At 50.7% G+C, this 20,689-nt stretch carries 17 protein-coding genes; 4 read left to right on the top strand and 13 right to left on the bottom strand.

Translation table 11 applies throughout. The features are described 5' to 3' along the window. Nucleotides 1-134: 134 nt before the first annotated feature. A complete protein-coding gene (locus DDT52_RS15150; protein WP_109054595.1) occupies nucleotides 135-662 on the top strand; it encodes a gluconokinase in 528 nt (175 codons plus the stop codon). Between the two features lie 5 nt (nucleotides 663-667). Here the strand turns inward: DDT52_RS15150 and gntR are convergent, their stop codons facing one another. Beyond that, nucleotides 668-1,663: a gluconate operon transcriptional repressor GntR gene (gene gntR / locus DDT52_RS15145; RefSeq protein WP_136157090.1), complete on the bottom strand. Its 996-nt coding sequence runs from the start codon at nucleotides 1,661-1,663 to the stop codon at nucleotides 668-670. 772 nt (nucleotides 1,664-2,435) lie between these two features. On the opposite strand from gntR, the gene edd reads away from it, so the two are divergent. Continuing rightward, nucleotides 2,436-4,241 (top strand): phosphogluconate dehydratase, encoded by a 1,806-nt coding sequence (gene edd / locus DDT52_RS15140; RefSeq protein WP_136157089.1) that lies wholly within the window; start codon nucleotides 2,436-2,438, stop codon nucleotides 4,239-4,241. Between the two features lie 125 nt (nucleotides 4,242-4,366). Here edd and DDT52_RS15135 read toward each other — a convergent pair whose 3' ends face one another. The 8 genes from DDT52_RS15135 to cspA form a co-directional block, all read right to left on the bottom strand. Continuing rightward, nucleotides 4,367-4,876 (bottom strand): TadE/TadG family type IV pilus assembly protein, encoded by a 510-nt coding sequence (locus DDT52_RS15135; protein WP_136157088.1) that lies wholly within the window; start codon nucleotides 4,874-4,876, stop codon nucleotides 4,367-4,369. 14 nt (nucleotides 4,877-4,890) lie between these two features. Next, nucleotides 4,891-5,442, bottom strand: a complete 552-nt coding sequence (locus DDT52_RS15130; RefSeq protein ID WP_136157087.1) for an A24 family peptidase — start codon at nucleotides 5,440-5,442, stop codon at nucleotides 4,891-4,893. A 369-nt stretch (nucleotides 5,443-5,811) separates the two neighbouring features. Beyond that, complete coding sequence (locus DDT52_RS15125) at nucleotides 5,812-7,281, bottom strand: sensor histidine kinase (protein WP_136157086.1); 1,470 nt, start codon at nucleotides 7,279-7,281, stop codon at nucleotides 5,812-5,814. Beyond that, a complete protein-coding gene (locus DDT52_RS15120) occupies nucleotides 7,259-7,969 on the bottom strand; it encodes a response regulator transcription factor (RefSeq protein ID WP_136157085.1) in 711 nt (236 codons plus the stop codon). Before DDT52_RS15120 ends, DDT52_RS15125 begins: the two co-directional genes overlap by 23 nt. Before the next feature lie 472 nt (nucleotides 7,970-8,441). Then, on the bottom strand, nucleotides 8,442-10,088 hold the full coding sequence (locus DDT52_RS15115; RefSeq protein ID WP_136157084.1) for a Na+/H+ antiporter: 1,647 nt from the start codon (nucleotides 10,086-10,088) through the stop codon (nucleotides 8,442-8,444). A gap of 349 nt (nucleotides 10,089-10,437) precedes the next feature. Continuing rightward, entirely contained in the window at nucleotides 10,438-11,805 is a 1,368-nt protein-coding gene (locus tag DDT52_RS15110; protein WP_136157083.1) for an NCS2 family permease, read from the bottom strand. A gap of 872 nt (nucleotides 11,806-12,677) precedes the next feature. Then, nucleotides 12,678-13,601: a kdo(2)-lipid IV(A) palmitoleoyltransferase gene (lpxP, locus tag DDT52_RS15100; RefSeq protein ID WP_136157082.1), complete on the bottom strand. Its 924-nt coding sequence runs from the start codon at nucleotides 13,599-13,601 to the stop codon at nucleotides 12,678-12,680. 382 nt (nucleotides 13,602-13,983) lie between these two features. Further along, nucleotides 13,984-14,202, bottom strand: a complete 219-nt coding sequence (cspA, locus tag DDT52_RS15095) for an RNA chaperone/antiterminator CspA (protein ID WP_009114380.1) — start codon at nucleotides 14,200-14,202, stop codon at nucleotides 13,984-13,986. A gap of 448 nt (nucleotides 14,203-14,650) precedes the next feature. On the opposite strand from cspA, the gene DDT52_RS15090 reads away from it, so the two are divergent. Next, nucleotides 14,651-14,881: a hypothetical protein gene (locus tag DDT52_RS15090; RefSeq protein WP_136157081.1), complete on the top strand. Its 231-nt coding sequence runs from the start codon at nucleotides 14,651-14,653 to the stop codon at nucleotides 14,879-14,881. 119 nt (nucleotides 14,882-15,000) lie between these two features. Here DDT52_RS15090 and DDT52_RS15085 read toward each other — a convergent pair whose 3' ends face one another. From DDT52_RS15085 to cbpA, 3 genes are all read right to left on the bottom strand, one after another. Further along, nucleotides 15,001-15,429: a TOBE domain-containing protein gene (locus DDT52_RS15085; protein ID WP_109054604.1), complete on the bottom strand. Its 429-nt coding sequence runs from the start codon at nucleotides 15,427-15,429 to the stop codon at nucleotides 15,001-15,003. 136 nt (nucleotides 15,430-15,565) lie between these two features. Then, nucleotides 15,566-15,868, bottom strand: a complete 303-nt coding sequence (locus DDT52_RS15080; protein ID WP_109054605.1) for a chaperone modulator CbpM — start codon at nucleotides 15,866-15,868, stop codon at nucleotides 15,566-15,568. Continuing rightward, nucleotides 15,868-16,824, bottom strand: coding sequence for a curved DNA-binding protein (gene cbpA, locus DDT52_RS15075; protein ID WP_136157080.1), 957 nt, complete (start codon nucleotides 16,822-16,824; stop codon nucleotides 15,868-15,870). The genes DDT52_RS15080 and cbpA overlap by 1 nt, the downstream gene beginning before the upstream one ends. 377 nt (nucleotides 16,825-17,201) lie before the next feature. On the opposite strand from cbpA, the gene yghX reads away from it, so the two are divergent. Further along, nucleotides 17,202-18,089 carry a YghX family hydrolase gene (yghX, locus tag DDT52_RS15070; protein ID WP_136157079.1) on the top strand — a complete coding sequence of 296 codons (888 nt, stop codon included), beginning with the start codon at nucleotides 17,202-17,204 and terminating at the stop codon, nucleotides 18,087-18,089. A 110-nt stretch (nucleotides 18,090-18,199) separates the two neighbouring features. Here the strand turns inward: yghX and DDT52_RS15065 are convergent, their stop codons facing one another. After that, the gene (locus tag DDT52_RS15065) at nucleotides 18,200-20,635 is read right to left on the bottom strand and encodes a glucose/quinate/shikimate family membrane-bound PQQ-dependent dehydrogenase (RefSeq protein ID WP_136157078.1); all 2,436 of its coding nucleotides are present in this window, start codon (nucleotides 20,633-20,635) and stop codon (nucleotides 18,200-18,202) included. Between the last annotated feature and the right edge of the window lie 54 nt (nucleotides 20,636-20,689).

The raw sequence follows: 20,689 nt of genomic DNA, 5'->3' as shown, positions 1-20,689 counted from the left end.
ATGATTGTTTCCGTTTCTCTTTGTGATATTTATCACACCCTCGTTTGTTACCGGTATCATGATACCGGTAACGTGATAAAATAAGGAACTACAGAAAAGACTTAAATATTCATTTTGGGATAGAGATCAAACTTATGGCGGGACAAAGCATAATTATCATGGGTGTGTCTGGTTGCGGTAAATCCAGCGTGGGAGCGGCCATTGCCAACGCATTGGGCGCTAAATTTATCGATGGGGATGACCTGCATCCACGCGCCAATATTCAGAAAATGGCCAGCGGCCATCCATTAGATGACAACGATCGCGCACCGTGGCTCGAGCGTCTGAATGATGCGGCCTATAGTCTGCGGCACAAAAACGAAATCGGCCTGATCGTCTGCTCCGCACTGAAGCGCCGCTATCGCGATCGTCTGCGCGAAGACAACCCGGACATGATTTTCCTGTATATGAAAGGAAGTTTTGAGGTGATTCTGGAGCGTCTGAAAGCACGCGCCGGCCATTTTATGCCAACAGACCTGCTGAAGAGCCAGTTTGAAGCACTGGAAGAACCGGCGGCGGACGAAACCGACGTCATCGCTATTGATATCGACGGCAGCTTCGATCAGGTTGTCGATCGGGGCATTAAAGCCTTACGCAACGCCGGCGTGGCATCCCGCCGGTAACGCGTTTAAATACTGCCGCCGTGCAGGATGGTGAATCCCAAATCAAGCCGTTGGGGGGTAATCGTTTCTCCCCGCAACCGGGCAAGGAGCCGCTCCGCAGCGACTTGCCCCATTTTCTCCCGGGGGGTCAACACGCTGCTCAGTTTAGGCATCATCGACTGGCCGATATCATGTCCATGAAAACCGGCTATGGCCATATCTTCAGGAATACGCAACCCCTGACGTTGGCACTCGAAAGCGGCGCCAATGGCAATATCGTCGTTGGTGCAGAACAGGCTGTCGGTATTCGGATAGCGCTGACGCGCTTCCTTCATCAATTCACCGCCCAGACTGTAGGAAGACGAACGATCCGTACTGACGCTATGGGGCGTTAAGCCGCAATCCCGCATGGCCTGCTCATATCCCTGCATTTTAATGATGGTGCGCTCATCCTGCCGGGCGCCAAGATAAACGGGATGAGTATGACCATACTCAAGTATGGTTTTAGTCATCTGATAAGCCGCATCAAAGTTATTGAACCCGACCGCCAGATCGATACACGGAGATTCGCTGTCCATGATTTCAATCACCGGAATGCCGGCCACCTCAATCATTTTCCGCGTCCGTTCGGTATGGGAACGTTCAGAAAGAATCAATCCGTCGATATTGTAGGAAAGCAGCGACATCAGACGCATCTCTTCACGCTCAACATGATAGCCATAGTGGGCCAGCATGGTCTGATAGCCGTAAGAGTCGGTAACGCTTTCAATACCACGCAACACTTCAGCAAACACCTGATTGGTCAATGAAGGAAGCAATACGCCAATCGCCCGGCTGGTTGCATTGGATAAAATTTCAGGAGCCCGGTTGGGAATATAGCCAAGTTCATCCAGCGCAACCGAGATCTTGCTACGCAAGGCCGCAGAAACCATGAGCGGATCGCGCAGATAACGACTGATCGTCATTTTCGTGACGCCAACTTGATTGGCCACATCTTGCAACCCAGGTCTTTTCTTCTTCATTTTCAATAAATTAAGCTGTCATTAACCGGTAACATAGTTTAACAAAGAAAACGCGCCCTGTCTGTCGTACTTGCGAACCAACATAGCAATCCGGAAAATCGCCGTGCTAAATAGTATATTCTTCGGCAATCGTGCCACTTTTTTTCATTGCGTTAACATTCATCGACCATTTTCTGCGAGCAACCGTTTTGCCTTTTTATAAACAGATTTTTCGTTTACTTTCGCGATCGAATGAACGTATTTTCCAATATCACGTAATAACAAGAATTTACTCTCTTATCGCCGCTTTATTTACATGATCTCTATTTCACATCACTCATATTTCATATCACGTTGCTCAGCCTTGATATTAACAAAAAAACACCAAAGCGAACGTTATTATCACAATGTGATATCCATCACAAAACCACTTAAGCACTTGCTGAATCGAGTAAATCCAGCAATAAAAATGCGTTGTTACCGGTATCATTCCGGTATATAGTAAGATCGTTACGTAAAAGCGTACCCCGATACGCAGAGTTAATCAGCTGAGGGCCATATTATGTCAATGAGCCAATAATAAGATAAAACCCGGCTTAGGCTTTAAATAAGCTGGCGTATTTCTCTATTCACCCGCTGAAGGTTTATCTACCGTTCGTCATTAGAACGATAACGCTGTTTATCTCAAAAAAATAAGAATACCGGATTTTACCCGGCGATATGGCTATTTATTTTTGGCGCTATCAGCGTTTAACAATTTAAGTAATCAATCTTGAAGAAAATGGGGCAAAGTATGAATCCTACCGTTGCGCGCGTTACCCAGAATATCATCTCTCGTTCTCAGGCCGGCAGAGCCCGATATCTGACCAATATCGAGGCGGCAAAAAGCAAAACCGTACACCGTTCTCAGCTTGCCTGCGGCAATCTGGCCCACGGATTCGCCGCCTGTTCGCCCGATGATAAATCCGGCCTGAAGAACATGGTAAAAAGCAATATCGGCATCATTACGTCCTATAACGATATGCTGTCCGCGCATCAGCCTTATGAACATTACCCGGCCCTGATTAAAGAGGCGCTGCATTCCGTTGGCGCCGTTGGTCAGGTGGCCGGGGGCGTGCCGGCCATGTGCGACGGCGTGACTCAGGGGCAGGACGGTATGGAGCTTTCTTTGCTCAGCCGCGATTTGATCGCCATGTCGGCCGCGGTAGGTCTGTCTCACAATATGTTTGATGGCGCCCTGTTTCTCGGGGTTTGCGACAAGATTGTTCCCGGTCTGTTTATCGCTGCGATGGCGTTCGGCCACCTGCCCGCCGTCTTCGTGCCCGCGGGCCCAATGCGCACCGGTATCTCCAATAAAGAAAAAGTACGTATCCGCCAACTGTATGCCGAAGGCAAAGTCGGTCGCGAAGCATTACTGGAATCAGAAGCCAGCGCCTACCACTCGCCCGGCACCTGCACATTCTACGGTACCGCCAACTCCAACCAGATGGTGATGGAAGTCATGGGGTTGCACCTGCCCGGCTCGTCTTTCGTCTATCCCGATATTCCGCTACGACACGCATTGACCGAGGCCGCCGCCCGTCAGGTCACCCGGATGACCGAAACCGGCGGCGACTATCTGCCGGCCGGGCGTCTGGTTGATGAGAAGGTGATCGTCAACGGTATCGTCGCACTGCTGGCGACCGGTGGTTCAACCAATCACACCATGCATCTGGTGGCAATGGCAAAGGCCGCCGGCATCACCATCACCTGGGATGATTTCTCTGACTTATCTGAAGTGGTGCCGCTGCTATGCCGTATTTATCCCAACGGTCCCGGCGATATCAACTATTTTCAGGCCGCCGGTGGCGTTTCGCTGTTGATCCGTGAACTGCTGCAAGGCGGTCTGCTCCATGAGGACGTCCATACCGTCGCCGGCTTCGGCCTGCACCGCTATACTCAGGAACCTTTCCTTGAGGACGGTAAACTGGTGTATCGCGAAGGCCCGCACGCCTCGCTGGATACGGAGGTGATTGCCACGCTGGCCACACCTTTCGTCAGGCACGGCGGAACCAAAGTCTTATCTGGAAATCTGGGCCGGGCGGTAATGAAAACCTCCGCCGTACCGGAAGACCGTCAGATTATCAAAGCGCCCGCCGTCGTGTTTGAAAGCCAGTATGATATCGATGCCGCGTTCAACGCGGGAAAACTGGATCGCGATTGCGTGATCGTCGTGCGTTTTCAGGGACCGAAAGCAATCGGGATGCCGGAGCTGCATAAGCTGATGCCGCCGCTGGGCGTCTTGATGGATCGTGGTTTTAACGTAGCGTTAGTCACCGATGGGCGGCTGTCAGGCGCTTCCGGTAAAGTCCCCGCGGCGATCCACGTTACGCCGGAAGCCTATAGCGGCGGTCTGCTGGCCAAAGTTCAGGATGGCGATATGATTCAGATTGACGGTGTGCGTGGCGAACTCAGCCTGTTGGTGGAAGAGGCCGAACTGGCGCGCCGCACAGCGGTACAGCCGGATCTATCCGCTTCACATGTGGGTATGGGACGTGAACTGTTCAGGGCGCTACGGGAAAATATCACCGGGGCGGAACAGGGCGCCAGCTGTATTTAATGCCTGAACTGACCCTACCCCAACCCTTCACCGGGGAGGAAATATCCAGCAGTCCTTCTCCGTCAGCCCCGTTTCAGGCGGACGACTGGCTGGCGGCTTCAAAACAACGGCGCCGCAATAGGCGGCTACTCTTCACTACGCCGCTCCGTGCCGAATACGTGTTTGTACTGATAGCGAAAGGTGTCGCCCAACGTCAGCACTTCCGGCAACGGAGTCAGAAACGCTTTTTTTATCTGCACCGTGACCGACCAGACGGGCAGCGTATTCGAGGCGCCGCTGCCATCCTCATCGCTGACGATCTCCAGCCCGCCAAGCTGGCTCAGGCCGTCAAAATGCAACACACTGACGGTTAAATCATCTTCTTGCAGATAGCCGTATGCCGCATCGATCATCCGCGCTTTCAGATGCGTCTCCATCTCTGAGGCGCTGCTGGCGTTGAGATCGTCGAGACGAAATGGCTGTATCGCCTTATCCAGCGCCGCACTGCCCACGGCAATCACCAGCCCGATGCGCGCCAGTTCGAACAGCATCATCACGCCGACCAGAACCACCGGCGCCAGAAACGCCAGTTCTGTGGCGATCACACCGCGCGTACTGCGCCAATCCAGATCGTTGCGCTGAAACCTCTTCATCATTCGGGATTACCAAATTAAAACCAGGGAAAAATCAGGACGTACATCGCGCCGAACGCAATAGCGATACCGTAGGGGATGCCTTGTGAAAGATCGCCCGGCAACGCAGGCGGCATGGGTAACCGGCTTTTAAACATCCGATTGGTGGTTTGAATACCCATTGCCACTACGGCCGGTACGGTATTGAGCAACGGCAGGCCCAACGCTAATACGCCCCCCGCCAGTGAGGTTATCATGACAAAAACGATCTGATGCCCATGCCCTACCCACAGACATAAAACGCTCATCAGTTTCACATCGCCTGCACCAAGCCTGCCGGTGAGGAAAAGCAAAAAACCCCCCGCCAGAACGACAGCGGCGCCCGGCAACGCCCACAGCACCTGATACAGTTTCACCGCATCAATCATACCGGACTGCAACACATCCAGCGCGCTGAAAGCCAGCCAGCTTAATGCAAGGATCAGTACCGCCTGATTGGGGATCTTTCGTACCAACAGATCGGTACTGACACACCACAGCAGGCATCCTGCCAGTAACGCCGTTTGCAGCCAGTATGCGTAATACGCCACCACTGGATTTATTTCGCCATCTCTGACGTGGATCCGCTGGCGCCGATCGCCGCCACACCGCTTTCATCTCGCAGGAAAGCACACAGTTTGGTTTTCATATTATTCATAGGAGAGTCCGCAGACAAAGGAACCATGACAAATACCGGACGCCATGACGCTAATCATGGCAATAATGAGACTTATTCTCAGGTACTACAAGATGCGGAGCATTAATATTCGTTAATCTTTTCATATAAAAATTATCAATATAAATCAAATAGTAATACATTCTGTGCCCCTGACACGATACGGATAAATATTCAGTTTTTTGCCGGGGCATTCACATTCGTTTTAACCATTTGTCTTAACAGTTGGTCTTAACAATTTGTTTTAACAATTTGTCTTAACTACGGGGGTCAGGCACAAATAAACATGAAGCCCAGGGTGAGAGGATGTCAGACACAGCTTGCCACCATGCAGATCGGCAATCGCCTGTACCAGTGACAAACCGAGCCCATAGCCAGACTGCTGCCAGGTTTCCAAGCGCTGAAAACGCTGTAGCGCTTTTTCATACTGGGCCATCGGAATACCCGGCCCGTGGTCCGCCACGCTTAGCGCAATCCAGCCGCGGTAGAGCGTGACGCTCAGGGTGACGTATTTTCCCTGAGCTGCGTACTTCAGGGCGTTTTCCACCAGATTCGCCAACGCCTGGAACAACAGGGCCCGATCGCCGAACAGCTGGATCCCCGCCTTGATTTCCACCCTGATCTGACAGCCCCGTTCTTCCGCCAGCGGCTGATAATATTCGGCGATCTCTTCCAGTAATTGTCGCGCTTCAATATTTGCAAACTGATGGATACAGCGCCCGCTTTCAATTTCACCAATGCGCATCACCGTGCGGAACAGACCGAGAATTTTATGAACCTCCTCAACGGCGAGATTCAGCTCTTCACGAATGTCGCCATCCAGCCCGGCGCGTTCCGTCAGGTTGAACAGACGGTTTTGCAAATGCGTCAACGGGGTTCGCAGTTCATGAGCGATATGGCTGGACGTACTGCGAACCTGTTCCATCAGGCGTTCAATACGTTCCAGATTCTGGTTGATATCCTCACTCAGGCTGTCAAAGTCATCGCCATAAGGTGACAACGGCATGCGCACCTGCTGCTCGCCCGCGCTGTAGCGGTGCAGCGCGGAACGGATTTTCTCGACGCTGCGCAGGCTTATCAAGCTGAAGTGGCGACTGACAAACAGGCAAAACAGCAACACGATAAACAGTCCGGCCCCCGCCACCAGCGGGATCGTCCGCACTCGTTCGAGCATCGGCTTGATATTGTAGGCGGTAAACAACACGGCGCCATCGTCCAGCATGACGGACAGACCGATCAGATTGGTATCATTTTTACTCGACAGCAGCGCTTTCAGGCAGGTCACATCCATCTGGCAAGACGTGTTTTGCAACTCCTCCAGCGGATGGTTGTGATACAAAATAGCGCCGTTTTTATCGGTAACCAGAAATATCGGCAGTTCATCGCTTTTAGCCCGATTGTCCTGCCGAAGTTGGGTAATCAGACTATTTGCATTGCTTAAACGAGACTGCATGGAGTAATCATAAATATTACCCAGAATAACTTCACGGACATGCGTTCTGATTAACGTTTCACTTAATGAGCTGAAGCCGATGATACACATCAGCATCATCAGCAAAAATAAAAAAACAATGGTGATCGCCTGCCGAAAGTTTGAGGTACATAAAAAGCCCGGATACTGGCTGGCCCCGATTAACTGCCAGTGCTTTATTTTCATCTGCCAGCGACGGCTCAGCTTTTTTGTTTTTATTTTATTCAGCGTGGCTGCCAACATTCGCTCTATCCTTGTCGACAGATCCTAACGCATAGCCCATTGCCCTTAACGTTTTAATTAATGGTCGCGGGAATCCTTTGTCAATTTTCGAGCGCAATTTCGACATGTGTACGTCGATCAGATTGGTCTGGGGATCGAAATTGTAGCCCCATACCCGCTCCAGCAGCATGGTTCGGGTTATCGCCTGACCGGGATTTTCCATCAAAATAATCAGCAGCTTGATTTCCTTATCCGTCAAGTCGATACGCTGACCGCCGCGCCAGGCCACGCGCTGTAGACGATCAAGCTGTAGGTCCTCAAATGTCAGGAGAGAGGCGTTATCCACATGGCGTTTACCACGCCGCGCCATAATATCCAGACGCAGTCTGAGTTCATTAAAATTAAAGGGTTTGCCAAGGTAGTCTTCCGCACCGAGTTCCAATCCCATCACCCGATCGACATCCCGGTCTAATGCGGAAAGCAGCATAATCGGCGGATGGCGCGATCCCTGTAATTCACGCAATACGGTAAACCCATCCATCACCGGCAGCATTCTATCCAGCAGAACCACATCATAAACTTCATCTTTTATGGCTTTTAATGCGTGTTCGCCATCATGAACCATACGGCATGAATGACCGTGCGAATGTAGTTTAGAGCCCAGCCAATGGCACAGTACAGAATCATCATCAACCACCAGTACGCGCATAACGTTCCCCTACCAAGCGTGGCTACCCTAAATAATTCGAGTTGCAGGAAGGCGTGATCCGGGTGACTGACAAATCTGCCGGGAACAGATTTGAACGCTGCTTGCAGCGGCCCCACCGGGGCGAGGCCCATGGATGGGCCGGTAATAAAGCCAACACACATGCAACTTAAAGTATGACGGGTATATTCACATGTTTAATTTATGGTTAAGACTCAATTTATTATTTTCAGTCTGCCATAACAGGCTGCTCCCATCGCGACATGATCCGGCGCTACATGAGAGTAAGAAAAGTGTCATCTAAGGATTTTCGCATGGATAATAACAATCATTATCATTTGGTGACAAGCTATTTACAATCGGGAGAAGGGGCTTTGCGTGTAAGGATTTAGAAAAGATCCCCACCGCCTGAACGATGGGGAGTAACAGGAAAAGAAAAAGATCAATGAAATGCTGGCGTAAGGATACCGCGGTTCTACTCGTGTTCGATCAGTACCGCTTCCAGCAGATCCAGATCGCGCAGCATTTTTTGCAATGTTTCATTGCTGATTTGCTGGGTTGCACGCAGGTGATATAACTCCGCACGTTCGGAGTTCAACGCGGTCAGACGAAAACGCCGTTCAAGATTTTCAATCAGCAAGCTATTTTCCAGATTGTCTTTATCCGCAATCCGCCGCCGCAGGTTCCCGATGACGCGCGCGCTGACCTCTTTCAACACCTGCTCATCAATGTTTTCCTCGCTGTCTGCCGCCAGCCGCTCCTCCATTTTATACAGGCTTTTGATCGCCACTTCAGCCGCAGCAATACGCGCCATGCGCTCCTCTTTGGCGTAAGCGACTTTATCGGCCACCACCACGCCGCGTAGCAAAAAGGGTAACGCCAGTACGCCGCATAACAGAGAAAACAGGATGACGCCCGTCGCAATAAACACCAGCTGATAACGTGACGGAAAAGCGGTGCCGTCGGTCAATAACAACGGTATAGAGAGCACGCCCGCCAGCGTTATCGCACCCCGGACACCCGCAAACGAGACAATCCATAGCTCACGCGTGGTAAATTGCCCGAACACCATTGGACGCTTTTTCTGGATATGCATGCTGTATCTTTTCATCATCCACAGCCAGCAGAAACGCAACAGCAGCAACGCGGCATAAATGATCGCGATGTCGGTAAACAACATCCAGGTTTCCACCGTGGGATCCAGTTGCGCCTGCGTTATCGAGGTTTCCAGAATCCCGGGCAATTGGAGCCCCAGCATAATAAATACCGTGCCGTTAAACACAAATTCCAGCATCGACCAGACACCGTTTGCACGTAATCGCATGTTCAGCGGCGCATTACGGATGACGCCGGATTGACCGATAGTCATCCCGGAGGCGACGGCGGCCAAAATACCCGATACGCCAATGTGTTCTGCAATCAGGTAAGAAGCGAACGGCAACAGCAGCAGCAGCACAATCTGCGTCGCGGCATCATCTCCGCTCCAACGGCTGATAATGCGCAGGGATTTACTATATAGCCAGGTAACGGCGACACCCGCCAGCAGGCCGCCGACCGCAACCTGAAGGAACGCCAGCGTCGCGCCGGACACGCTGAAAACCATCGTCCCCATCGCAATCGCCACCGCAAACTTCAATGATACCAGACCGGACGCGTCATTCATCAACGCCTCGCCCTGAAGAATGCCCATCAACTTCTTCGGAATACGGTCTTCACCCACAATGCCGGAAAGTGCGACCGCATCCGTCGGCGACAGTACGGCAGCCAACGCAAAGGCGGCAATCAGCGGCATTCCCGGCACCATCCAGTAGATGAAATAGCCGATACCCACCACGGTAATCAGAACCAGCACCAGCGCCAGACCAATAATCTCGCGGCCATGCTTCAGAAATTCACGGGTCGGTGTTTTCCAGCCATCGGCAAACAATAGCGGCGGAATAAACAACACCATGAACAATTCGGGATTGAAATCAACATGCAAACCGAACTGAGGCCAGGCCAGTATGGCGCCAACGGCAATCTGCATGAGCGGTAGAGGTATTTGAAAAGGTAAAATTCGTGTAACCACACCTGATAATGAAACCACCAGGATTAAAATAAGAATAGTAAAAAAGATTTCCATGCTTTCCTTAGACCATCTCCTGCATATTAAAAAATTGGCTATCGACCCGTCAGACCATGAAATACCCTTCCATATTTAACGCATTTATCAGGGCATGAAAATGAATTTCTTAGTGAAGAAGCAAGGTTATGGTTTTCCCTGATTATCGCATGCTCAACATCAACCAGATTCAAATGAAGTGACGCCCCGAAAGGTGGCGATCGGGCTATCCTGTCCGCCGTAAACAAGACGTGCAGATAGAGAAAGCATGGCGTCAGACAAGCGCCCGGACGCATTAAATCAACAGGAAAAGAGGAAGGAAATCGAAGAGAAAAAGACCTTCGGGACAGCGCCCCGAAGGTCCGCCAGATTACAGCGCCCAACCACCGGCGTAGAAGATCACCAGTGCGATCGCAATAAGCACCGTACCGATGTTCAGTTTGCGCCATTCACCAGAGAAGATACGCCCCAGCACCAGCGACCCGAAGCCCAGCATAATACCGGTCACAATGTTACAGGTCAGTACGATAAACACCGCGCACACCAGACCGGACATGGCATCAACGAAATCATCAAAGTTCAGTTTGGACACGTTGCCCAGCATCAGCAGACCAACATACATCAGTGCAGGCGCCGTCGCATAACCCGGAACCAGATAAGACAGCGGAGACAGGAACAGGATCAGCAGGAACAGCACGCCGACCACGGTGGCGGTCAACCCGGTTTTACCACCGGCCGCCGTACCCGCAGCCGATTCAATGTAAACCGCCGCAGGCGACGTTCCCACCAGACTGGAGAAAATGCTGCTGACGGAGTCAGCCGTCAACGCTTTACCGCCATTGATGATTTGTCCGTCTTTGTCCAACAGGTTTGCCTGACCCGCCACCGCGCGTATCGTACCGGTCGCATCAAAGACGGCCGTCATGACCAATGCCAGTACGCTCGGTAATACCACCGGCTGCAACGCCCCCATAATATCCAGACTGAAGATCAGAGAAGTACCATCTGCGCCAGTCAGGCTTGGCAGCGCAAAAAAGCCCTGATATTTCACATTCGGATCGAAAATCAGACCCAGAATAGAAATGACAACAATAACCAGCAAGATCCCGCCGGGAACACGACGTTTTTCCAGACCGATAGTCGCCGCCAGACCCAGCAGCGCCATGATGACAGGGAACGACGTAAAATCCCCCAGCGCAACAGGCAGACCATCGATTGGGTTCTTAATCACCAGACCAATTCCGTTGGCGGCAATAATCAGCAGAAACAGACCGATACCAATACCCGTGCCGTGCGCGACCCCAAGCGGAAGATTGCGCAGGATCCAGGTACGGATCCCGGTAGCGGAGATGATGGTGAACAGCACGCCCATCAGGAAAATCGCCCCCAATGCAACCGGTACGCTAATCTGCTGCCCCAGAACCAGACTGAAAGCAGTAAACGCCGTCAGGGAAATAGCGCAACCAATGGCCATTGGCAGATTGGCCCATAATCCCATCAGCAACGAACCCAAACCGGCAACCAGACAGGTGGCGACAAACACCGCGCTCGGCGGAAAGCCCGCTTTACTCAGCATACCCGGAACAACGATCACCGAGTAAACCATGGCCAGAAATGTGGTTAATCCAGCCAACACTTCCTGACGCACGTTACTTCCGCGCTGCGTGATTTTAAAAAATGCATCAAGCGCATTATGCGGGCGGGCCGCACTATTAGCCTGACGTGTCGTATTTGACATGGTGGTATCCCCTGAAATGTCATTATTTAATGGTAAATCGTAGGCGGTTCACCCAGCCTTGCACCGGGTGTGCATCAGCGATAACTGACACACCATGAACCTTATGGGCATGCACGCAAACGATTACTTCGCTGAATGCAAAACCACAGAATTTTGCCGGGTTATCTGAAGCCAACGATTATCCTGCTTCATCCATATTTATTTCAACTGCTAATCGAGACTATTTACCTATACCTTTTATGTTGCCGCCGTCTTGTCTTCCGATGTTGCTTTACATCCTGCCCAACCTTCCCATCCGTAGAGCTCAAACGGGCCACGGCGGGAAAACACCACCAGGTAGAAGAAAGCGTAATAATAGGCAACAGGCAGCAATCAAAACACCGGTTTACTTCTAACAAACTTAATGTTCAGTTTTTTGTGATTAGCTTCACAAAAAAGTTGACCTCACGTATCAGCGCGAGTATTCTTAAAAACGTGAACAGCGTCACAGAAAAAACATCAACTCACGAGGATATCAAAATGAAACTGCTGAACAAAATCATCGCTATGTTTGAAAACATCAACGTCAACTTTGGTACTTTCAACAACTAATTCTCGAAAAGAAGAGGTGGGGGTAAAAAGATGAGTGTTGTCCGTAAAATCAATCAAATACTAAAAGCGTTGGGCAAAACCTATCGCGGTGTTAACCCCCACGCTATCTTCCGTTAATCGTCTTCATACGATAACGACGATTTAAATGGCTGCCATCAGGCGGCCATTTTTCTTTGTATGTTATAGAAAAAGTATTTTGTAGAAAAACCGCGGCGCTTCCCTGCTCTTCTGCACGTCTTATCTGAGACGGATAAGACGTGCGGATCAGCCTGAAATCATTCTCAGGCGTAGAGCGAAACTTCCCCTGTCGGACGTGTTTTGAAACGGCGATGCAGCCAAAGATATTGCTCCGGCGCCCGCATAATTTCGCGTTCGATGACCTTATTTATATAACACGCGGCTTCCTGCTCATCGTGATAAGGGTAATTCTGTAGCTCAGGTTGAATGACCAGCCGATAACCGGACGCATCCGGGTTACGAATCAATACCGTGGTGATCATCGCGGGCTTAGCCAAACGAGCTATCGTATACGTACCGCTGGTTGTCGCGGCTTTCTTGACGGCAAAAAAGGGAGCGAACACGCTACCTCTGGGACCATAATCCTGATCGGGAGCGAACCATACCGCTTCACCGCGCCGCAACGCATGCACCATGCCGCGCAGATCTTTGCGATCAATCATCGCCTTATTAGAGCGGGAACGTCCCCAGGTCTGCACCATCTCCATCACTTTATTGTTGTGCGGACGATACATCGCCATCATCGGCTGACACAGCCCCATCGCCCTGCCGCCCAATTCGAGCGACATAAAGTGAATGCCGATAACCATGACGCCACGCTCTTTAGCGCAGGCTTGCTGCAAATTTTCCAGCCCGGACACATCAAACCAATGACGTACACGGCGATCCGACCAGAACCAGGCCATACCGGTTTCAACCAACGCCATTCCCAGCGAGGCGAAATTACTGACGATCATCGCTTCGCGTTCTTCAACGGAAATGGTGGGAAAACACAGTTCAAGATTACGTCTGGCGATAGAGACACGGCGTTTGAGAACAAGACGCGATAAACGCCCCGCATTTCTGCCAATTCTCATCAGCAGCGGATAAGGAAGCTGTACCAGCAGGAACAGGACGCCAAGGCCAAACCAGGTAAGCCAATAGCGAGGATGAAGTAATGACCTGGCAAATCGTTGTTTAATCTTCATGAGACTCATTTTTAAGTGGTCAACGTAGGTATCGCATAAAGAATCGCTCTCGCCGCGCTACATTTATACTGAGACACTTTTTAATCGTTATAGTTTCTGCGGTGTATGAAATTTACTCTAACCGCCACAATCATGGGGTTAACATCAGGACGAAAACGCTAATATTTTTTATGAAGGGGACATGGGAAGTACTCGAACCAACCTACCTGAAGGCCTAAGGTGGCTTACATCATACTCGAATTCATGGAGGAAAGGAGTGATAAAAATGCAAATAATTAAGCCCCTCAGAATCTCTGAGGGGCTTAATACATAATCAGTTGTTTTTTTTGATGATCGTTGGCAAAGGCAAGATGCCGGTGCAACGGTCATCAGCAAAAGACCATTAGATTACGGAAACATTCACCGCTGATGGGCCTTTCTGGCCGCTTTCAACACTGAATTCTACCTTCTGGCCTTCGTCCAGACTTTTGTAATCGTTACCCTGGCCTTGAATGGCAGAGAAGTGAACGAATACATCTTTGCTGCCGTCAGTCGGGGTGATGAAACCAAAACCTTTACCAGCGTCAAACCATTTTACCAATCCAGTCATTTTATTAGACATAGAGAATTTCCTTTATATATTTATTTAGATAGCCACTATAGGGCGGAACGGGGACTGTTACAGTGATTACTTATGGGCACTTATAAGAAGGAAATTCGTCGGATAAGAGATTGGGTGCATCGCTTGAACTAGGAACCGCTTAATTACAATGTCTTTCATAAATAGGTCTGTATTACAGGCCGATGACGTTATTAACGCATGAATGGTTTTTTATAGCAAGCCTTTCTTTTAAAGAAATTCTGGCGACCGCATAAGACGGACAGAACCTCCTGAAAAATCCCCCCATGTTATCGATATAAAAAAGAGAACTTTCGCTCTCATTATGATGATAACTATCATTTTATTTTTTCTTGTAACATTTTCATCTTCGTCAATCACCGGCATCATTTTCCATTATCATGCCTAAAAGATGTTATAATGTTTCACCAAACAATGCCGGAGAAAATCAATGAATATCCATAATTTAACCTGGTACCCGGCACAACGATCGCGTGTCGAGTCCATTATCGGCCTTGCTGTCGTGCAGGTTTGCGAACAAGGCCGACCGATAAATACCCGAACGCTACTTGATTTCATGTATGTGCAATTAGGTGAAATGAAAAAAAGCGATGACAAAGAAGGAATGATGACGGCCATTTCCATTCTTGAAAAAAATCAGGATACCTATGCTAAAGAATAACGAAATGATGCCAATATCCCGGCGAATAAAATTACCAGATATATTGATTAAATAAGTTCCCCGATAATAAAATCAGGGAACAACAGAATTCGCCATCGTGATAAAAATACCCGCCGAGGTTATTTTTGGGTCGCCAGAATCACGCTGGATGCTTTAATCAATGCAATCACTTCGCGCCCATCAACAATCGCCATTTCATCAATACTTTCATTAGTGACGCTAGAGGTTAGTGATAACCCGCTGCGGGTCTCAATATGTACGGTAGAATTTACTGCGCCTTTGACGACTTTTTTCACCGTACCCACAAACTGATTACGCGCTGAAAAATTCAACCCACAGTCTGACGATGCCAAAATAACCCAGGGAGCCTTGATTAAGGCAATCGCCGTTTTACCCGGCGCCAACCCCAGAGAATGACTGCTTGCCTTGGTAATCACCGTTGTCAGCTGTTCTCCACCGTCCAGTTTCAGGACGACTTCGTTATTCACCGCGCCTTCGATAATGCTGGCAACAACACCTGTTAATTGATTTCTTGCAGAAACTGACATAGTTACCCCTTTAATTTTCAGATTAAGCGACATACTTCTGATTCAAACAGTAACAGAGATTTTTCCTCAAGATTCATTTATCTGATGAACAATCTGGGGCTGAAGAAACAAGACTTCAGCCCGCAGGGAACAAACATCAGGACACCATCATGAAGCGTTCAAGCTGCCGGCGTAACTGCTCGTTTTCTCTCTTCAGTTCATCTATTTGATCCAGTAGCGTCAGCGTCATGGCAACGCCTGGCCAGTCCAAATCCAGTTCTATCTGTAATCGCTGCGCCCGCCGAAGACAGCTTAACGCCCGATCATCGAAGATCCAGTGCGATTCATCCGGCTCAAGTGGAACAATCACGCCCAGTCCTACGACTTCGATCAATTCCTCCTGAGTGATATCCACGGAGCGGCACAGCTCCACCACAGTAAACGTCATTTCTTCCGCCATTATTTTGACTCCCATTCGCGACGAGGATTAAATGCCGCCTGTTCGGCCAACTGTTTCCACAGTGCAGCGGCTTTTTCATCCATCTTCGGTGGCATCACCACTTTCAGAATGGCATACAGATCACCAGTCCCCTTTTTACTTTCCAGCCCTTTTCCTTTTATCCGCAATCGCTTGCCGCTTTGACTGCCGGGCGGGATCGTCAGGGCTATTCTGCCGGTCAATGTAGGCACTTCGATACTGGCGCCCAATGCCGCTTCCCAGGGCGCCAGCGGCACGACGATAGTCAGATTATGACCATCAATATCAAACAGCGGGTGCGGAGCAATACGAATAGTCAGGAACAGATCGCCGTTCGGCCCGCCGCCCAAACCAGCGCTTCCCTGACCTTTCAGACGGATGCGCTCGCCGTCTCCCACACCTGCCGGGATTTTTACATTCAGTGTTTTAGTCACTTCCCTGGTCTGACGTCCCAGCTCATCGAAAACCGGTAATGAGTAGGAAATCGACCGGCTTTGCCCCGTCAGCGTTTCTTCCAGAAACAGCGGGACTTCCATCTCAAGATCCTGACCGCGGGTAGCATAAGCGGCCCGTGCGGAGGCGGTACGCTGACCCTGCGATGCCTGATGACCAAAAATAGACTCGAAAAAATCAGAAAAATCGTGCGAACCACCGGCCGTACTGTGCCAGTGTGTCCCGCCGCCGTCATAACCCGGCGGTGGTTCGGAGAAGCGGGGATCGTTGCGATGCTGCCTCAATTCGTCATATTCGGCACGTCGCTCACTGTCTTTCAACACCTCATAAGCTTCGGCAACGTCCTTGAATTTGTTTTCCGCATCCTGTTCTTTACTGACATCGGGGTGATATTTACGCGCCAGTCTGCGGTAAGCCGTTTTGATCGTTTTCAGATCGGCGGAAGGATCGACTTCCAACGCGGCATAGTAATCTTTGAATTCCATGCGGTAATGCCCTTAACATAATGGTTATACGATAAACAATCGCTTTTACCTTCCAGGCGGAGTGTTCGTTTTCTCGGTATCCGTTTCCAATCATACGCCTATACGCCGTTGAGAAAACGGTTGCTCCATTAAAACCTTAGACGATAAATATCATCGCAGCAGTTTCACAGCAAAAGAGATCGTTTCGCTCTCTGGAACCCGGAGGTAAAAGCAATCACGCCGATCCGTCCCCAAATGCTATGCCAAACCGGCTGATGCAGGGACAATACGGTTAGTACTCTCTGGCTGATACAGTTAACCCATGCTATCTTTTTAGCAGTCATCTGTTAGTTACTTACCATTAACTTCATATTAACCAGAGTATAAGGGGACCGGGTATGACACGAATGACTGCTAAAGACTTTTCGCCGGAGTTGCTCGAGCTTTACGATTACTACGCCCACGGGAAAATCACCAAACGCGAATTTATTTCCATGGCGACAAAGCTTGCCGTTGGCGGAATGACAGGCATGACGCTGTTAAGTCTGATGAGCCCGAATTACGCGCTGGCACAGCAAGTTGAATTCACCGATCCTTCTATCCTTCCTGAATACATTCAGTACCCATCGCCCAATGGACACGGTGAAGTGCGGGGATATTTCGTGCGCCCGGCGGAGGCCACCGGCAAATTGCCCGCGGTGGTTGTGGTTCATGAGAATCGGGGGCTGAATCCCTATATAGAAGACGTGGCGCGGCGGGTTGCCAAAGCGGGTTTCATCGCACTGGCGCCGGATGGGCTAAGCTCAGTCGGCGGCTATCCCGGCAATGACGATAAAGGCCGTGAACTCCAGCAGCAGGTCGATCCGACCAAACTGATGAATGACTTTTTTGCCGCTATCGATTTCCTGATGCACCACCCCGCCACCACGGGCAAAGTCGGCATTACTGGTTTTTGTTATGGCGGCGGCGTCGCAAATGCTGCGGCCGTCGCATTCCCCGAACTGGGCGCGGCCGTGCCGTTCTATGGACGTCAGGCCGACGCGGCCGATGTTCCCGCGATCAAAGCCCCGCTGCTGATCCACTATGCCGAATTGGATACCCGTATCAACGAAGGCTGGCCAGCTTATGAGGCGGCGCTCAAGGCCGCGGATAAAACCTATGAAGCTTACATCTATCCCGGCGTGAACCACGGTTTCCATAATGATTCGACACCGCGCTACGATAAAGCCGCCGCCGATCTGGCATGGGATCGTACCATCAACTGGTTCAAGCGTTACCTGGCGTAAGCCAGTATCAAGATACTGGACATCTCGACACAGTCTGCTCGTGCGTTTTCAGATAGAAGAACGGTTACGGAATAAAACATTCCCCGGAGAACACCGGGGAATGTTGTCAGCTATTTATCCAGACCGTAAGCGATCACGTAATCACCACGATCGGGTGACTGACGCGCACCGCCGGCAGAGATCAGAATATACTGCTTACCTGTTTTCGGTGATATATAACTGATCGGGCCACCCTGGCTACCGACTGGCAGACGGGCTTTCCACACTTCTTTACCGGTCGAACTGTCAAAGGCCCTCAGGTAGTAATCCTGTGTCCCGGCAATAAACACCAGTCCGCCCTGTGTCGTCAGGGTTCCTCCCAGCGTTGGCATGCCGACAGGCATTTTCATACCCATTTTGATACCAAAGGGGCCGGTGTCCTGAACCGTTCCAACCGGCACCTGCCAGACGATTTTCTGCGTCTTCATATCGATTGCCGAGAGCGTACCAAAAGGCGGTGTCTGGCAGGGAATACTCAGTGGAGACATAAAACGGTTCTTATTCACGGAATAAGGCGCGCCTTTCATCGGCACCGCCCCCATTCCGGTATTCACCGCTTCCCCGCCGCTGTTCTGACCCGCCGACGGATTCGGATCCGCTTTCACGAGCTGCTGCCACAGGCCAAGACGCATATCGTTGACAAAAATATAATGATTATTCGGATCTTCAGATAAACCGCCCCAGTTCATGCCTCCCAGCGATCCCGGAAAACTCAGGGAAACATCGGTGCCGGGTACGGTGTAGAGACCGTCATAACGCATTGATTTGAAACTGATGCGGCAGATAAGCTGGTCAAACGATGTTGCTCCCCACATATCTGACTCTTTCAACGTCTGAGCGCCAATCTGCGGCATGCCGACTGAACGGGGCTGAGTATCGGTGTACTGTTCATTAGGGATATCGCCGCGCTTCACCGGTACGTTGTCCACCTGTGTCAGTGGCTGACCCGTACGACGATCCAGTACATAGATCTGTCCGGCCTTGGTGCCAAAGACGACTGCGGGCTTTTCACTGCCATCGGCGGCCGGAAAATTAATCAGACTGGGCTGCATGGGCACATCGAAGTCCCACAAATCATTGTGGACGGTCTGATAGACCCATTTTTCTTCACCGGTAGTGGCATCCAGCGCCAGGACAGAAGCGCCATACTTGTGATCCAACTCGGTACGGTTAGCTCCCCAGATATCGACTGAAGAACTGCCCATCGGCAGAAAGACCGTGTTGGCGTCCGGATCATAAGACATGGACGCCCAGGAGTTAGGCGTGCTCCGCGTGTAGTGTTCGCCAGGTTGCAGAACGGCATTCGGATTAGGGTTGCCGGGATCGAAAGCCCAGCGCAGCGCGCCCGTGATCACGTCATAACCACGAATGACCCCACCAGGCATATCCGTACTGACGTTATCCGCTACCCGTCCACCTACCACCACCGTAGTGCCAGCCAGCGTCGGCGCAGACGTCACCACATAATGGGGATCCGGCGCGTCCCCCATTCCATCCAGCAGATTCACAACGCCCTTATTACCAAAATCTTGACAAAACTGACCGTCGTCGGCGTCCAGCGCAATCAGACGTCCATCAATCGTATTCATCAGAATGCGGCGTTGGCAGGCCGCATCGCTGGCAACGGCTACCGTCGCGGGTGCATTGCTGCCCGGAACCGAAGGCTGTTTAACGGGCTGAGTGGCATCAAAATAAGCCAGACCACGGCAGCGCATCCATACCGAGGATTGGGCATTAATCTCTGCTTTCCAGCGTTGTTCGCCTGAGTCAGCGTCTACCGCAATGACATTATTGTGCGGAGTACACAGAAAGACCCGATCCCCAATCTGCAATGGCGTTTGCTGATCTTCCGCCCCATTACCGGTCGGGCTGAGCGGCGTATCTCCGGTACGGAATGTCCATATCGGTTTCAGTTCAGTCACGTTATTGCGGTTGATTTGGTCAAGAGCAACAAAGCGGCTGCCACCTGGGGTATTACCGTAGTTATCCCAGTTTTTTTGCTGCATCTCTTCTGCCACCGGAATCAGCGGTTTTTCCTGACCCGCAAACGGCACGGGCTCATGTGGTACGAACATGCCGGCAAACGCGACAACAAACGCCAGAACAGACAGAGCACCCAGTGAATAGAAACCGGTGCTTAGCGGCGATTTTGTCTCATAACGGCGCAGCGAAGGCAGCAGGAAGAAAGCGATGATCGCCAGCCCGCCAGGAAACATCAGGCGGGAAATCAATGGCCAGAAATTCAGCCCGGCATCCCATAACGCCCAAATCACCGTTCCTGCGGTAGTGAGCAGATATAGCAAAGCACCTGAAGAACGAGTACGAATCAGTAGATACCCACTGATCAGCATCAGAATACCGGATATCAGGAAATACCAATCACCTCCCAGACTAACCAGTTTTCCACCCGCAATCACAAAAAAGAGAGCAGCCAGAATAAGGATGCCCCCCAGGAAAAAACTGCAAACTTTTAGCCAAAGCGGCCTTTTTATTAAGTCACCGTTCATGGTATTACAACACTAATGTAAATAATGGTAAGTTTATTTTAGACCAAAAAATGA

The organism is Brenneria roseae subsp. roseae (genome assembly GCF_003115845.1).
GTDB classification, from domain to species: Bacteria; Pseudomonadota; Gammaproteobacteria; order Enterobacterales; family Enterobacteriaceae; genus Brenneria; species Brenneria roseae.
Note: the sequence above shows the minus strand (reverse complement) of the source record. Positions and strands in the feature narration are given on the sequence as shown.

Coding starts and splice junctions, on each gene's coding strand:
- DDT52_RS15150 (WP_109054595.1), top strand. CDS start 135: ATGGCGGGACAAAGCATAATTATCATGGGTGTGTCTGGTTGCGGTAAA.
- gntR (WP_136157090.1), bottom strand. CDS start 1,663: ATGAAGAAGAAAAGACCTGGGTTGCAAGATGTGGCCAATCAAGTTGGC.
- edd (WP_136157089.1), top strand. CDS start 2,436: ATGAATCCTACCGTTGCGCGCGTTACCCAGAATATCATCTCTCGTTCT.
- DDT52_RS15135 (WP_136157088.1), bottom strand. CDS start 4,876: ATGATGAAGAGGTTTCAGCGCAACGATCTGGATTGGCGCAGTACGCGC.
- DDT52_RS15125 (WP_136157086.1), bottom strand. CDS start 7,281: ATGTTGGCAGCCACGCTGAATAAAATAAAAACAAAAAAGCTGAGCCGT.
- DDT52_RS15120 (WP_136157085.1), bottom strand. CDS start 7,969: ATGCGCGTACTGGTGGTTGATGATGATTCTGTACTGTGCCATTGGCTG.
- DDT52_RS15115 (WP_136157084.1), bottom strand. CDS start 10,088: ATGGAAATCTTTTTTACTATTCTTATTTTAATCCTGGTGGTTTCATTA.
- DDT52_RS15110 (WP_136157083.1), bottom strand. CDS start 11,805: ATGTCAAATACGACACGTCAGGCTAATAGTGCGGCCCGCCCGCATAAT.
- lpxP (WP_136157082.1), bottom strand. CDS start 13,601: ATGAAGATTAAACAACGATTTGCCAGGTCATTACTTCATCCTCGCTAT.
- cspA (WP_009114380.1), bottom strand. CDS start 14,202: ATGTCTAATAAAATGACTGGATTGGTAAAATGGTTTGACGCTGGTAAA.
- DDT52_RS15090 (WP_136157081.1), top strand. CDS start 14,651: ATGAATATCCATAATTTAACCTGGTACCCGGCACAACGATCGCGTGTC.
- DDT52_RS15085 (WP_109054604.1), bottom strand. CDS start 15,429: ATGTCAGTTTCTGCAAGAAATCAATTAACAGGTGTTGTTGCCAGCATT.
- DDT52_RS15080 (WP_109054605.1), bottom strand. CDS start 15,868: ATGGCGGAAGAAATGACGTTTACTGTGGTGGAGCTGTGCCGCTCCGTG.
- cbpA (WP_136157080.1), bottom strand. CDS start 16,824: ATGGAATTCAAAGATTACTATGCCGCGTTGGAAGTCGATCCTTCCGCC.
- yghX (WP_136157079.1), top strand. CDS start 17,202: ATGACACGAATGACTGCTAAAGACTTTTCGCCGGAGTTGCTCGAGCTT.
- DDT52_RS15065 (WP_136157078.1), bottom strand. CDS start 20,635: ATGAACGGTGACTTAATAAAAAGGCCGCTTTGGCTAAAAGTTTGCAGT.